This is a genomic window from Haloarcula sp. 1CSR25-25, from assembly GCF_032027985.1.
In the GTDB taxonomy this organism is placed as follows: Archaea; Halobacteriota; Halobacteria; order Halobacteriales; family Haloarculaceae; genus Haloarcula.
In genome coordinates, this window is sequence record NZ_JAHYBW010000008.1 from 147,567 (window position 1) to 161,472 (window position 13,906).

General features: G+C 63.2%; 12 protein-coding genes and 1 pseudogene. 7 read left to right on the forward strand and 6 right to left on the reverse strand.

All coding sequences use genetic code 11. The features are described 5' to 3' along the window. The first annotated feature begins 16 nt into the window (after positions 1-16). The 3 genes and pseudogenes from KZ498_RS19790 to KZ498_RS24745 all read left to right on the forward strand — a co-directional run. The gene (locus tag KZ498_RS19790) at positions 17-829 is read left to right on the forward strand and encodes a P-loop NTPase (RefSeq protein WP_312621029.1); all 813 of its coding nucleotides are present in this window, start codon (positions 17-19) and stop codon (positions 827-829) included. 188 nt (positions 830-1,017) lie between these two features. Continuing rightward, positions 1,018-1,416, forward strand: coding sequence for a universal stress protein (locus KZ498_RS19795; RefSeq protein WP_312621030.1), 399 nt, complete (start codon positions 1,018-1,020; stop codon positions 1,414-1,416). Positions 1,417-1,628: 212 nt separating this feature from the next. Beyond that, positions 1,629-1,756, forward strand: a pseudogene (locus KZ498_RS24745) (ATP-binding protein); the annotation flags it as partial. A gap of 35 nt (positions 1,757-1,791) precedes the next feature. Here the strand turns inward: KZ498_RS24745 and KZ498_RS19800 are convergent. From KZ498_RS19800 to KZ498_RS19815, 4 genes are all read right to left on the reverse strand, one after another. Beyond that, positions 1,792-2,970, reverse strand: a complete 1,179-nt coding sequence (locus KZ498_RS19800; RefSeq protein WP_312621032.1) for a PAS domain-containing sensor histidine kinase — start codon at positions 2,968-2,970, stop codon at positions 1,792-1,794. Positions 2,971-3,011: 41 nt separating this feature from the next. Beyond that, a complete protein-coding gene (locus KZ498_RS19805) occupies positions 3,012-4,214 on the reverse strand; it encodes an FIST N-terminal domain-containing protein (protein WP_312621034.1) in 1,203 nt (400 codons plus the stop codon). A 400-nt stretch (positions 4,215-4,614) separates the two neighbouring features. After that, a complete protein-coding gene (gene argS / locus KZ498_RS19810) occupies positions 4,615-6,354 on the reverse strand; it encodes an arginine--tRNA ligase (protein WP_312621036.1) in 1,740 nt (579 codons plus the stop codon). Positions 6,355-6,488: 134 nt separating this feature from the next. Continuing rightward, positions 6,489-8,255 (reverse strand): site-2 protease family protein, encoded by a 1,767-nt coding sequence (locus KZ498_RS19815; protein ID WP_312621037.1) that lies wholly within the window; start codon positions 8,253-8,255, stop codon positions 6,489-6,491. A 103-nt stretch (positions 8,256-8,358) separates the two neighbouring features. Here KZ498_RS19815 and KZ498_RS19820 point away from each other — a divergent pair, with 103 nt between their 5' ends. Both KZ498_RS19820 and KZ498_RS19825 read left to right on the forward strand, forming a co-directional pair. After that, complete coding sequence (locus tag KZ498_RS19820) at positions 8,359-9,255, forward strand: universal stress protein (protein ID WP_312621038.1); 897 nt, start codon at positions 8,359-8,361, stop codon at positions 9,253-9,255. An 85-nt stretch (positions 9,256-9,340) separates the two neighbouring features. Then, positions 9,341-9,517, forward strand: a complete 177-nt coding sequence (locus tag KZ498_RS19825) for a hypothetical protein (RefSeq protein ID WP_312621039.1) — start codon at positions 9,341-9,343, stop codon at positions 9,515-9,517. Between the two features lie 54 nt (positions 9,518-9,571). Here KZ498_RS19825 and lysS read toward each other — a convergent pair whose 3' ends face one another. Together lysS and pyrH are read right to left on the reverse strand one after the other, a co-directional pair. Then, positions 9,572-11,209 (reverse strand): lysine--tRNA ligase, encoded by a 1,638-nt coding sequence (gene lysS / locus KZ498_RS19830; protein WP_312621040.1) that lies wholly within the window; start codon positions 11,207-11,209, stop codon positions 9,572-9,574. After that, entirely contained in the window at positions 11,210-11,896 is a 687-nt protein-coding gene (gene pyrH, locus KZ498_RS19835) for a UMP kinase (RefSeq protein ID WP_312621041.1), read from the reverse strand. A 438-nt stretch (positions 11,897-12,334) separates the two neighbouring features. On the opposite strand from pyrH, the gene KZ498_RS19840 reads away from it, so the two are divergent. Both KZ498_RS19840 and KZ498_RS19845 read left to right on the forward strand, forming a co-directional pair. Continuing rightward, positions 12,335-12,583, forward strand: coding sequence for a hypothetical protein (locus KZ498_RS19840; RefSeq protein ID WP_312621042.1), 249 nt, complete (start codon positions 12,335-12,337; stop codon positions 12,581-12,583). 96 nt (positions 12,584-12,679) lie between these two features. After that, positions 12,680-13,906 (forward strand): site-2 protease family protein, encoded by a 1,227-nt coding sequence (locus tag KZ498_RS19845; protein WP_312621043.1) that lies wholly within the window; start codon positions 12,680-12,682, stop codon positions 13,904-13,906.

Here is a 13,906-nt window from a genome sequence, read left to right on the forward strand (position 1 = left end):
CCAAAGCAATCAGACTATGGCGGGGTATGTGTGTACGATTGCGGGCGGCAAAGGCGGCGTCGGCAAGACGACGACCGCGGTAAACCTCGGGGCCGCCCTCCAGGAGATGGACTACGACGTCGCCGTCGTCGACGCGGATCTGGGCATGGCGAACCTCGGCCCGATGCTCTCTCTGGCGCCCGAGAAGAGCCTCCACGAGATTCTGGCCGGCGAGGCCGCCGTGAGTGCGGCCCTGACTGACGCGCCGGGTGGTCTCACGGTGATTCCGGGGGAACAGTCACTGGAGGCGTTCGCTGACGCTGACCCCGCCAAACTCAGGACAGTCATCAAGACGCTCCGGAACGCCTACGACGTGGTGCTGATAGACACCGGGGCCGGACTGAGCCACGAAGTCGCCGTGCCGCTGGGACTGGCCGACGGGATCGTCCTCGTCACGACGCCAGACGACGTTGCGGTGGGCGATACGGTCAAAACAGCAGAACTCGCGAACCGCATCGACGGGACCGTCCTCGGCGCGATCATCAACCGTGCGACCCGCCACACGGACGTCGCGTCCATCGCCGAGCAGATGGAGTTCCCGCTGCTCGCGGTCATCCCGGACGACCCGCAGGCGACGACCGAAGAGCCGCTCGTGCTCAACGCCCCCCAGAGCGCGACTGCCGACGCCTACCAGCGACTGGCCGAGGCGCTGGAGGGGGTGTTCTTCAGCGGCGAACGCCCCGACGCGGACGTCGAGACGATACTGGACGACGAGTGGTTCCTCGAAGACACCGAGGACGACTCCGACGGCGACGAGGACTCCGGCGGTGTGTTCGGCCTGTTTAACTGAGGGGTGTCTCGCTCCGGTGGTGCTGCAATATCATGCCCTGAATGTCAATACTGCCCGATTCAGCGTGACCTGGCAGAGACGAAAGGCTCCGTGCTCCGCATATTTCGCCACCGTTACCGATTTGGCAACCAACGAGTGCAGAAGCGAAATGACTGCTGCTAATATAGTCTCCCCTCGTATACTGCTGTATGTACCAGATAGTGGTGCCAGTCGACGACGATGTCAACCGCGCAGCTGCACAGGCACGACATGTGACCGAGCTACCGGGCGAACCGACCGAGGTCAGCGTGACTGTCGCACACGCGTATCGTGACACGAACCGGACGGACGAGAACCCTGACGAGGAGAGTCCAGCAGTCATCAAGGCGGTTGAGTACCTACGAGATGCGGGTCTGGCTGTAGAGCAACGGGAACTGTACTTCCCGGTCGCCGAAGGGATACTCGAACTGGCAACCGATATCGAAGCGGATGCTATTGTGATGAGCGGACGGAAACGTAGCCCGGCCGGTAAGGCCATGTTTGGGAGCGTGACACAGTCCGTGATACTTGACGGAACGGTTCCGGTGACTGTCGTCGCTGTCGAGTGACGAAACGGGTTGCGGTCGACTCCGACAGTCCGCTTTTTGTATCGCATCTGTGTTTCGTCGAAAGGAGAACTGGACGACTACGTCGACGTGTAGTCGCTTCGCACCAGCTGAACTCTATCGCAAACTAACGCTGTGAAATGCCACACACTACACACGTATTCTCGTATGGGTTCTGTGAGACAGATGCCACAGGAAGATTCGAACAACAAGCCGACACGGGCACCGGGTTCGGGCTGTCAATCGCAAACGAAGTTACAGAACGCATGGCTGGCAACTCACTGCGACTGACAGCGAGACTGGCGGTGCTCGGTTTGAAATCACGGGTGTCAAAACGGACTAGTATCGTTTTCCCGACCCTGCGTCACGTTCGTGTGTTCAGACCGGGCGGGGTCGTTTGAGCTGCATTGTGACCGTCGTGCCGCTGTCGCTACCAGTGATTTCCAACTCCCCACCAGATTTCATAACGTACCAGTTCATCACCCACAATCCGACACCGGATCCGTGAGCAAGCGGCGTTTCCGTACCGCTGTTCAACATTTCTGTTTCATTGGCTGCGACTCCTTTACCGGTATCTGCAATGACCAGCGAGACTGTCTCATCGTCGGAATGGGCGGTGATATTGATCGTTAGCGGGGCGGAGTTGTGGGTAATCGCGTTCTCGATTGCATTACTGACTGCGCTGACGAACCCATCGACGACGTGTACTGTCTCGTCGGGCAGGGCTATCTGAACCGACACGTCGGGTGGTAGCTCTGACTGTTCATCGACAGCGCTATCGACGAGTTGCTTAACTGCTATTTCGGTCCGCTCAGGGGCAGTATCGATCAGTTTCTCTATGTCTCTCGTCTTTTCCGTATGCGACAGCAAGCGGTTGGCTGCGTTCAATGCAGTCCGTGCACTCTGTGCGAGAGAGTCGTCTGTGATCTGGTCCGCAATATGGGACAGTCGGCCCGTGACCACGGTCAACTCGTTACGGATATTATGACGGAACACCCGAGAGAAGAGTTGCTTTAGCATATCCAAATCCCGCTCGCGCTCGATCCGTTCGGTGATGTCCGTGTAAATCCCGTATCCCTCAACAGTCCCACCTATTGTGGTCTCCATGGCTGTCCGCTGTAGAAATGTCCGCTCCTCACCGCTCGCCGTGATCCGGGTCACTTCCTGATCAGTCTCATCGTTGGTCTTTGCCCACACATCCATCCCGTACTCTATTCCCGGTGGGACAATCAATTCGGAAAGTGGCTTCCCACGGATCGCTGCCTTCTCGTAACCGAAGACCGCCTCGAACTCTCTATTGACAGTTTTCACAACTGGTGCGGATTCATCAAACAGCACAACGACGGCCGGGTCTGGCACGTTCTCAAGCAGCGTATCGAACCGTTGTTGTGCCTGTGTCTGAATCCGCAGTTCCGTGGCGATCTCGGCTAGATATCCATCGTATTCAGCCGCGACCTCTTCGCATAAATCTCTGACATCGAACCCGGAGTATGTCTTCTGGCGTTCAAATCCGAGTGCTGCTTCCGCTTCGGTTACAATGCTCTCGGCTTTCGACATCCCGACAACTTGGCTGAACCTCGATATCAACTCATCCCGTTTCATTTCGGGAAGAGATTGATGACCGTCGTGCTGTTGTGGAACCCGCTTGTCTGTCCGAAGTTCATATTCATCTCCCCGTAGGTTTCGAACCCGACGAACGGCTTCGTAAGTTCACTTCGCATCGCATCGACAGCCGTATCGAATTCATCATCCAGAATCACGTGCCGACACGCACAATCGTAGATGAACGCGCCGGAATACTGACCGTCGGAAATCTCGTTGGCGGTTTGTGCTGCCGTGCGTGCCGAATCGATCTGTGAGTCGACGGTGCCGCGCATTACCTGTACGTGTGTTCCTTCAGGGATATTGACGAGCGACGACATTGTGCCCGCGTCGGGATTGGACTCGATACACGCCCGCATTTTGTACGATTCACCTTGGTCGATACCGAACTCGAAGACGCCCATCATCCGAAGCATCGTCTGATGGTCATCGGTCACTGCATCAAGTTCGATATCGAACATCTCGCGAGCATACGGCTGGACAGCCTCTCGCCACACTTTAAGCGCTGGTCGCCCATCAAGTTCGACCAGTTGGCGACCGTTAGCTTCCGTTACTTCGAGCGGTTCGGAAATCGCTTCGTGGCCATGGTTGCCAAAGACAAACGATTGATGTTCGGAATCGATAGTCGCAACGACGACGGCGTTGTTCTCAACCCTATCACCACAGAAGACGGGCGTTGATTCGAGCCGGTAGGTATCAGAGGCGGCTCCGCCCGCAAACGGGACCCGAGCTCCGAGCTTCCGACGGACACGATGGGCGAGCTCTTCGCCATCGCTGTTGAGACTGTCATATAGGACGAGTGCGGAACGGTACGGGTAGGTGTCATCAGTATCTGAGAGGTCCTTTCGGGCGTCGCGTAACGCCCGATGCATCCCCTCACTGAGTCCTGTCCCGATACCAGTCTGAAACGTCATTGCTTCGCTACTCACCACTGCGAGAGCGACTCCCGACTCAACACTACGTACATCGGTAAACGGGCCGGTTCCAGCACAACCAATCAACGCTGGTTCACCCCCAATAACCGATCGAATACCAGCCAGTACGTCGCTGTAATCGAAATCTACAGTACAGAACACCTGACAGAAATCTGCAGTGGCTCCATTCAAATCCGAAGTTGCTTCACGTCCGGCTTCCACGCCGACCTCATATCCATCCCCGGTCGCCCCATCAGCGATACCAGACGCGAACTGCGTTTCCATCGTAGTACATTCTCTCAAGAGACCAAACAAAATAAATACTCCTCTCAAATCGTATATTTTTGACACTTAACAGAGAACGTTTTGCTCAGTGCTATTGGCTCGACACTCCTATTCTTCGGGGATGCTTGTCTTCAGCCAGCCAGTTGGTACACCGCCCGTATCAACCACTATCTCTTCTGTCTAGTAGCCACCAGGACTGCTGACTATGCACACTGTATTCAGCACGGCCACTGAAACCTATCAACGCGCGGGGGTTTCAACAAGGCCGGTATAATATAAATTCTGTACCGGTTCGGCCTCTCCTGTCGTTTCACTCCTGGCCCGCCCGCTCTCGCTCACTCCGAGAGCGGACCGGTTCTTCGCTCAGCGCACCACAGCGGATACCCGAAGCGGACCGTTCCTACATCGAGGTCGGCGCTTCGACGCCCAGGGCGTCCAGCGCGTTCGCGACTGTCGTCCGGGTCCCGTCGACGAGCGCCAGCCGCGCGGCGCGGGTCTCGGGGTCGGCGTCGAGAACGGGACACTCCCGGTAGAAGGCGTTGAACGTCTCGGCGAGGTCGCGGGTGTAGGTCGCGACCGTGTGGGGCGTCAGGTCGTCCGCGGCCGCCTCGATGACGGCCGGGAACCGGGCCAGTTCGCGGAGCAGCGCGCGCTCTTCCGGTTCCGACAGCGGGTCGAGGTCGGGTTCGGCCGGGATATCGGCCTCCACGTCGCCCAGGATGCCACAGCAGCGCGCGTGGACGTACTGGACGTAGGGGGCGGACTGGGCCTCGAAGTCCAGCGCGCGGTCCCACTCGAAGGTGATGCCCTTCGTCGGCTGTTTCGAGACGATGTCGTAGCGCACCGCGCCGATACCGACCTGGCGGGCGATGCGGTCGACGTCGTCCTCGTCGAGGTCGCCGCGGGTCCGGTCGTCCAGCCGGGACTCGACCTCTGCGCGTGCGCGGTCGATGGCCTCGTCGAGCAGGTCGTCGAGGTCGATGCCGGTCCCCTCGCGCGTGCTCATCCCGCCTTCCGGAAGGTTCACCCAGGAGTAAAACACCTGCCGGAGCTGGTCGGTGTCGTTGTCGAGCAGCTCCAGGGCCGCCGAGAGCTGGTCGGCCTGGAGCTTGTGGTCCTCGCCAAGCACCGTGACGGCGCGGTCGTAGGTGTCGAACTTCCACTCGTGGTGGGCCAGGTCCCGGGTGGTGTAAAGCGACGTGCCGTCCGAGCGGAGGAACACGAGGTTTTTCTCGAAGTCGGGCAGGTCCAGCTGCCAGGCGTCCTCCTCGTAGACGGCGCAGTCGAGGTCCTTCAGCCGGTCGACCAGGTCGTCCGTGTCCCCGTTGCGCATGAACCGCGTCTCCTTGACGAACTCGTCGAACTCGGCGGGAAGCCGGCCGAGCGTGGTCCGCATCCCGCCAAGGACAGTGTCGACTACCTCGGCGACGCGCTCGTATGTCGCCTCGTCGCCGTCTTCGAGGCCCTGCAGAATCGACTGGATCTCGGCCTCAGCCGCCTCGACTTCCTCGGGGTCGCCCTCTTCGAGGACGGTGTTGCCCTTGCGGTAGTACCGGACCATCTCGTACTCCGGGGATTCGCGCTCGGGTTCGGGCAGGTCGCCCTCGTCGAAGGTCTCGTAGGCCCAGGTGAACACCGCGATCTGTCGGCCGGCGTCGTTTACGTAGTAGTGGCGGTCGATGTCGTAGCCGGCGTAATCGAGCACGCGGGCCACGGCGTCGCCGATGATCGGGTTGCGCGCCCGCCCGACGTGGACCGGCCCGGTCGGGTTCGCGGAGGTGTGCTCGACGACGACGCTGGTGTCGCGGTCGGGGAGCCGACCGAACTCAGGCTCTGTGACCGACTGCAGGGTCTCGGCGAAGTACGCCTCGCTCGGGAGGAAATTGACGTACGGTCCCTGTGTCGTCACGTCACTGACGTAGGTGAGGTCGTCGGGGTCGATCGCGTCGGCGATGTCGACGGCGACGTTCGGCGGCGCAGTACCGACCTCGCCGGCCAACCGGAAGGCGACGCTCGATGCTAACACGGCGTCGACGTCCTCCGGGGGTTCCTCGATACCGAGGTCCTCGGCCGGCAGGTCGAGGGCTGTGAGTGCGTCGGCGAGGGCGTCCTCGACCTCCGCACGGAGCTGCAGGAACATACGCCGGGCTTTCGCGGCGGGGAGTAAATGGGTAACGAAACCCCGACCGTGTCATACGGGCTGCTGTAGAACACAGTCGCATCGACCGCCTGGACCCATGCGACCGTCGCGGGAAACAGGCACAGCAGCCCGCATCAGGTCAGCAGCCGCGGCCCGAACACCATCAACAGGAGGCCGCTAATCATCGACACCGTGATGGCGATGGAGACGGCGGTCGTCAGCCGTCGCCCGTCAGAGACGGGGAGCCGCGAGACGAACGACTCGGTCGCGGCCCGGAGGATGTGGCCGCCGTCGAGCGGGAACGTCGGGATGAGGTTGAACTGGCCGATGACGAGGTTGATCCACCCGGTCCAGAACAGGGCGTTCGCGAGCAGGAACACCGGCGTCGCCCCGAGCGCGCCCAGCGGGCCCTGGACGGTGTAGAAGTTCGTCGCGATTCCGGTGAAGCCGGCGAAGTTGTAGCCGAAGCCACCGGCGACGCCAATGAAGGGGAGCAAGAGCGTGCTGAACACCCGCTGGGCGAACGAGAATTCGGAGACTGAGGTGGGCACGTCAGGCGACCCGCCGAGGAATTCGAGGAATGCGGCCGCGGGGTAGGCGTCGATACCGAAGTCGCTGACCTGGATGCCGCTGATACCCTGCTGGATGCTGACGCCGATGATTCCGTTGTCGACCTGCTCGCTCTCGGCCATCGTCACCTCGTAGGTCCTGCGCGAGCCGTCGACGTAGCCGGTGATCGACACCCGGTCACCGGGTTCGCCGCCTTCGAGGGCCTGCCGTAGCGCCGTCCCGCTGTGTGTCCGCTCCCCGTTGACCGCGGTGATTATCATGCCCTCGCCGCTCGGCGCCCCTTCCCCGGCGAGCGGGCCGTCCGAAGCGACCAGTACGTACGCGCCCAGCGGGGTCGTGACTGTCTCCCCGGACGCAGTTTCGACCGTCGCAACGGGATGGTTTCGGGCCGTTCGTTCGAACTCGCTGCTTGTGGCCACGGCAGTCCCGTTGACAGAGACAATCGTCTCACCGGTCCCGAGCGGTGCGCTCTGGAGGGCCGCCGAGACGACCACGGACCGCTCGACCGAGACGGGTTCGCCGTCCTTACGGGCCACTTCGACGGTCTGGGCGTCGCTTTCGGCCAGCACCGCTTCGAGCTCCTGCTGGTTCGCGACCGACTGGCCGTCGACTGCCGTGATGACGTCGCCCGACTCGATTCCCGCATCGGCGGCGGGGGTCCCGCTGATCGGGCTCCCGACCGGCACGCCGTCGACGACGGCGATAGCGCCGGCGACCGGTCCGAACAGCAACAGGAGCGTGATGATGGCGAGCGCGAAGTTGTTGGTCACGCCGGCCGTGTACATCCGGGCCTGCGCGCCGCGGTCGGACCGGAGGAGTTCGTCTTCGTCGGGTTCGACGAACGCGCCGACCGGAATGATCGCGAGCAGGGCGAGGCCCATCGACTCGATGCCGATGTCCTCGACGCGACAGAAGAGCCCGTGACCGCCCTCGTGGACGACGAGCCCGAGCAACAGTCCGAGCACGATTTCGGGCGCAACCGACAGCGGGAGGAAGTCGTTGACGCCGGGAATCGCCAGCGCGTTCCGCGGTTCGTTCAGTGCGGAGGGCTGGGGATTGACGAGCGCCTGGTAGGCACCGAGCGCAACGAGGAGGAAGGAGCCGACCATCACCACGAGCCCGAACCCGACGCCGAGGTTCCCCCAGGCCCGCCAGAACCGCTTTGGCCGCGCGAGCCAGTCGAGCACGGCCTTGCCTTTCTGCGTGTGAATCGTCGTAATCGGGCCGCTAAAACGGATATACTCGGGTACAACGCCGCGGGTCCGCAGTGCCATCGCGAGGAGGGTGTAAGCGACAAGGCCCGCGAGGACCCACGTCAGCGTGCTCACCATTTACCCGAAACTAGGTTTAGCCAAGCAAGAGGGTTTGGTTTGGGGAACACCGCCGCCCCGGAGCGGCCAACGGTGAAGTGATAGCGTCGCAAACGACCACACAGTGTACGACCACATCCTCTTTGCCGTCGACGGGAGCGACGAGGCCACGGCAGCCACACGGCGTGGCCTTGCACTGGCCAGGGACTTTGACGCGACTGCCGAGGCAGTCTACGTCGTCGAGCAGCGAGCACGCAGGCTCACGCGAACGGACCGTGAGAGCGCCCAGCTCCGGGACCACGGCGAGTCAGTCCTCGCTGAAATCGAGTCTCTCGCCGCCGATATCGGCCACCCCGTCACGACAGAACTACTGGAGGGAAAACCGAGCGTGCAGATAGACGAGTACGCGCGCGAAACCGGCGCTGCGCTCATCGTCCTCGGTCGACAGGGAATGACGGGCCTCGGAAAACGGCTTCTCGGCGGCGTCACCGAGCAGGTCCTGCACCGAACTTCGGTGCCTGTACTCGTCGTTTCGGATGTTGAGCAGACGCGACCCGACGGATTCGACTACTCGCGGATACTCGTCCCGACTGACGGCAGCGCGAACGCCGAAACGGCGACGCGACACGGTGCGGCGGTAGCGGACCGGTACGACGCGACGGTCCACGTCCTCAACGTCGTCGATATCCAGGCCGCTGGTGGGGCGTTCAACGCCGGTGGCCTGGACGAGACGTTCATCGAGCGACTGGAGGAGAACGGACGTGATGCTGTCGCGGCGACCGCGGACGAACTCGAGAACGCGGCCCCCGCCGTGTCGGTTGAGACCGCGGTGGAACGAACGGACTCGTTTGGGGGCGTCGCCCCCGGCATCCGTGAGTACATCTCCGACCACGACATCGACCTCGTCGTGATGGGCTCACACGGCCGCTCGAACCTGAAACGCCAGTTGCTCGGCAGTGTCACGTCCCAGCTCATCCGAACCGTTGCGGTTCCCGTGCTGGTGACGCCCCGGTCGGCCTGAACCTGTGTACCCGGTCGGCCTGAACCTGTGTACGAACCTACCGTTCTATGTATCGTGGGAACGTATCGCAAGCAGGTGTCAGGCAATGCCAGAAACCTGTGGTATCTGTGGCGAGACGGTCCCGTTTGACGCGACAGTCCATACAGTGATTCACACCCACAGCGAGGCCGGTGTACTCGACGCGTACGTCTGTCAGGACTGCTACGAGGAGCGCCTCGGACCGATGTTCGAGCGGGTCGACACGAAAGAACAGTCGCCCTGAGCGGTTCCTCTGGAGTCCGTTTCACAGGTGAGTAAGGCTTCCTTACCCCGAACGCTACCGGTTACGACGGAACCGCTCCACGACGAACTCCCGGTCCAACTTGGCGATAAACGTCCCGAGCTGGGGGCCTTCGGTGTCGTCGAACAGGAGCCGGTAGCCGGCCGAGAAGAACTCTCCGATGTCGATGTCGTTTCGCTTTGCCGTCTCGTAGATCTCGGCCTGAATCGCGTCGCCGTCGTGGCCCTCGGCGATGAACGCGGCCAGTTCGTCCAGCGCGGCCGCCGTCTCCTCGTCGAAGGACACGTCGGGGATTTCGGTTCGCTTGAGCTCGTAGTTGAACTCGTTGTCGGTGAGGCTGGCCCACTCCTGGGCGCGCTCGACGCGGGCGAGCGCCCCCTCGACGGCCCACTCCGGGGCGTCGTCGGGGATGTGGCCCTCCTTCCGGGCGATCTGTTCCCGAAGCGCCGGGTCGTCGGTCATCCCGAGCACGGCTGCGAACGTGTAGGGAATCCGAACGCGCTGTTCGCGCGGTTCGTCCACGACCATCGGGTAGGCTCGTTCGGCGAGCTCGGCGTCGTCCTCGCTGGCCTCGATTTCCCCGAAGTAGCGCCGCTCGAACCGGTCGAACTCGTCGACGAGCTGGTCGACGTTCGCAACGGAGAAGTCCCGCTGTTTCCGCGGGTCCTTCACGAAGAAGTACCTGAACACCTCCGGTTCGAGGATGTCAAGCACCTCGTCGACGGTGATGACGTTGCCCGAGGAGGAAGAGAGCGGTTCGCCGTCGAGCGTGAACCACTCGTACACCATCGGGACCGGCGGCTGGATGTCAAGCACGTTCTCGGCGATGTCCTCGCCGGAGGGCCAGGACCCTTCGGCGTGGTCCTTGCCGAACGGTTCGAAGTCGACGCCCAGGATCTCCCACTGGGCGGGCCATTCGAAGCGCCACGGGAGCTTCCCGTCCCGGAGCGTCGCCGTCCCCGCGTGGCCACAGCCCTCGATGGTCTGGTCGCCGGCCTCGACGTCTTCACAGACGTAGTCGACTTCGCCGGCGTCGAGGTCGACCGCCGTGACACCCTCCGTCAGCTTCCCGCACTCGGCACACTGGGGCAGGAACGGGACGTAGTCGTCGTCGACCTTGTTCTGGTACTCGGCGAGCACGTCGCGGGCCCGGTCGGCGCGTTCGAGCACGCGGCGGGTCACGGGTTCGAACTCGCCGTCGGCGTACAGCTCGGTGTTCGAGACGAACTCCACGTCGACGCCGACCAGTTCGGCGCTTTTCCGCAGGAGCGTCGTGAAGTGCGCGCCGTAGGAGTCACAGCAGCCAAAGGGGTCCGGGATGTCGGTGTACGGCTTCCCGAGGTTCCGCCCGAGCGCACCGGCGTCGACCTCGCCGAGGCCGACGACGTTCCAGTCGAGGTCGGCGAGCTGGCGTGGGACCGCCCGCAGGCGGTCCTTGTCGTCGGCGGTGAACACCTGTCGGACCTCGTGGCCGCGGTCCCGCAGGGCCTCGGCGACGTAGTAGCCCCGCATTATCTCGTTGAAGTGGCCGATGTGGGGGACGCCGGAGGGCGAGACGCCGCCCTTGATGACTATCGGGTCGTCGGGGGCACGCGCTTCGATAGCGTCGGCGACGGAGTCGGCCCAGAAGGCCCGGCTACTGCCGCGGCCGACCTCGTAGGGGTCTTCCGCCATCTATGCCTCCGGGAGGATTTCGGACCCGTCGAACTCGCCGTCCTCGACCGCGCGCACGACGCGCTCGGGGTCGGTGCCGTCAAGCACCAGCGTGCGGATGCCGGACCGCTGGATGATCTTCGCGGCCAGCAGGTCGACGGGGGCGCTGCTGCCGGCGTCCATCTCGATGTCGGCGATCACGTCGACGAGTTCGCTCGCGCCGAGTTCGTCGAACCGCGTCGCGTCGTCGTCCTCGTTCGGGTCCGCGTCGTAGACGCCCGGGACCGACGTGGCGTACACGAGCAGGTCGGCGCCGACGTACTCCGCGAAGGCGGCCGCCACGGCGTCGGTGGTCTGTGCGGCGACGATGCCGCCGAGGACGGGGATGTCCCCGCGACGGATGGCCTCCCGACCCTCGTCGTAGCTCTCGGCGGGCGTCGGTGCCGCGCGGTCGTCCAAGGCGGCGATGAGCAGCCGGCCGTTCAGCCGCGTGACGGCGATACCGAGCTGGTCGAGCTCGATCTCGTTCGCGCCGAGGTCCCGGGCAGTGCCGATGTAGTCGCGTGCGGTCGGGCCGCCGCCGACGACGGTACCGAGCGTGTGTCCCTGTGCATCGAGCGACTGGATGGCGTCGGCGTAGTCGGCGACCCGCTCCGCGTCGAGGTCCGGGGCCAGTACGCTTCCGCCGATGGAGACGACCACTTTCATTAGCCCGCCGTAACCGCGATGCACTCTTAAGGGTTGTCAAGGCCACTGGTCGCCGCCTCTATAGTCGCAACTGGACGTTGCACACACAGACCCCATTACAGTCGTGCGGTCGGGTGTGTCTTCGGTCGGCCGGGTATCGGAGCGAGCGTCCGTGTGACGCGCCTGACGTGCGTCTGACGGTTCCGTCACTCTACCGGCGAAATATGCCGTTTACTGGCGTCCCAGAAGGTGATATTCCTCTTTTACAGACTGTTCAAAACGCGCCAGATACAACGGGAATCTATAGGCTGAGAAAGCGTTGTAAAACGTCTAAAGAATTCTGAAAGCGTTGTAAAAAATGCGTTTTATCCCGATTTGTACTGAAAGTGACCGAAGTGGCCTGAAGGTTCCTTTCTTTATATACTCCCGGCGGGGTTACTGAGGAACGAGGTGACAAAGATGAGCGCTACCGCAACGCCCTCCGGCGAGGAAGAGCCCTCCAAAGAAGAGCGACTGAAGTCGTTCCTCGCAGACAAGGCAAGTGACGGCGAGATGTATTTCAAGAGCAAGTTCATTGCTGACGAAGTCGGTCTCTCCCCCAAAGAGATCGGTGCCCTGATGGTCAAGCTCAAGGACAGCGCGTCCGAGATCAACGTCGAGAAGTGGTCGTACACGAGTGCGACCACCTGGCGCATCGAGCCGGCGTAGGCGACTGGTCCCCGCGTACAGTTCTCGGACTGTCTCACTTGCCAGCTGTATGATCGTTCGCTGAGTATTTGTGCCCGCACCAGTTACGAGTAGCCGATGAGTGGCCCCGCCGTCGACCCGCCGTCGCCCGACCGACTGGCCGGCGCGTTCTCCGTCTCGTCAGTGCGGCGGACGGGTGGAACTGTCCAGTACATCGGTGACCCGCTGGTGCCACCAGACGTCGTCGTCGAGCAACTCGGGCCGGTGTTCCGACAGCGGGGCTACGACGTTCGGCTCGAAGAACTCGGCCCCGCGAGCAACGGCGGCACTACTGTTGTCGGCGGTCCGGGCGTCGATGACCCGATTGCAGCCCCCGGTGGCGCGTCGAACGCGGGCTCGAACCAGTACGCGCTGGTGGCCGAGCCGGTCGAGGCGGACTCCGGCGGCGTCCCCTGGCTCAACATCGGGCTCCTGCTCGCGACCATCGCGTCGACGCTGTACGTCGGGGCGAGCGCCTGGTACTACATCCCGGTCGCCGAGGACCCGGTTCGCGTTTTCGAGGCCTGGCCGTTCGTCGTGGCGATGCTGGGCGTGCTCGGCATCCACGAACTGGGCCACTACGCCGCGGCCCGCTATCACGGCGTCGACGTGACGCTCCCGTATTTCATCCCGTTCCCCTCGTTTCTCGGAACGATGGGCGCGGTCATCAACATCCGCGGGCGCATCCCGGACCGGACGGCGCTGTTCGACATCGGGGTGGCCGGCCCGCTGGCCGGGCTCGTCGCGACGACAATCGTCACCGTCATCGGCCTCTCGATAGACCCGATTACGGTCCCGGAGCGCGTGGCAAACAGCGACACCGGCGTCATCATCAGGTTCAACTATCCGCTCCTGTTCCAGGCGCTTGAAGCCATGGTGAACGCGCTGGGGCTCGGGAGCGACATCGGCCCCGGCGAGTCGGTCCACCCGATCGTGTTCGCCGGCTGGGCCGGGATGTTCTTTACCTTCCTGAACCTGCTCCCGGTGGGGCAACTCGACGGCGGCCACATCGTGCGGTCCATCGTCGGACAGCGCCAGGAGACCGTCGCCGCCGCCGTTCCCGGCGCGCTGTTTGCACTCGCCGGCTACCTGTATTTCACCCGCGACCCGCCGCCGGTCGGCTTCGGCGTCTGGGGGCTGTGGGTGTTCTGGGGCCTGTTCGCCACCGGGCTCGCCTACGCCGGTCCGGCCCGTCCGACCGTGGACGCGGCGCTTGACCGACGGCGGACGCTGCTTGGCCTGGTCACGTTCCTGCTGGGGCTGGCCTGTTTCACGCCGGTTCCGTTCGAGATCAGTGCGATATGA

Bases quoted from the DNA above. Each gene is read 5' to 3' on its own strand.
- KZ498_RS19790 (WP_312621029.1), top strand. From the start codon at position 17: ATGGCGGGGTATGTGTGTACGATTGCGGGCGGCAAAGGCGGCGTCGGC.
- KZ498_RS19795 (WP_312621030.1), top strand. From the start codon at position 1,018: ATGTACCAGATAGTGGTGCCAGTCGACGACGATGTCAACCGCGCAGCT.
- KZ498_RS19800 (WP_312621032.1), bottom strand. From the start codon at position 2,970: ATGTCGAAAGCCGAGAGCATTGTAACCGAAGCGGAAGCAGCACTCGGA.
- KZ498_RS19805 (WP_312621034.1), bottom strand. From the start codon at position 4,214: ATGGAAACGCAGTTCGCGTCTGGTATCGCTGATGGGGCGACCGGGGAT.
- argS (WP_312621036.1), bottom strand. From the start codon at position 6,354: ATGTTCCTGCAGCTCCGTGCGGAGGTCGAGGACGCCCTCGCCGACGCA.
- KZ498_RS19815 (WP_312621037.1), bottom strand. From the start codon at position 8,255: ATGGTGAGCACGCTGACGTGGGTCCTCGCGGGCCTTGTCGCTTACACC.
- KZ498_RS19825 (WP_312621039.1), top strand. From the start codon at position 9,341: ATGCCAGAAACCTGTGGTATCTGTGGCGAGACGGTCCCGTTTGACGCG.
- lysS (WP_312621040.1), bottom strand. From the start codon at position 11,209: ATGGCGGAAGACCCCTACGAGGTCGGCCGCGGCAGTAGCCGGGCCTTC.
- pyrH (WP_312621041.1), bottom strand. From the start codon at position 11,896: ATGAAAGTGGTCGTCTCCATCGGCGGAAGCGTACTGGCCCCGGACCTC.
- KZ498_RS19840 (WP_312621042.1), top strand. From the start codon at position 12,335: ATGAGCGCTACCGCAACGCCCTCCGGCGAGGAAGAGCCCTCCAAAGAA.
- KZ498_RS19845 (WP_312621043.1), top strand. From the start codon at position 12,680: ATGAGTGGCCCCGCCGTCGACCCGCCGTCGCCCGACCGACTGGCCGGC.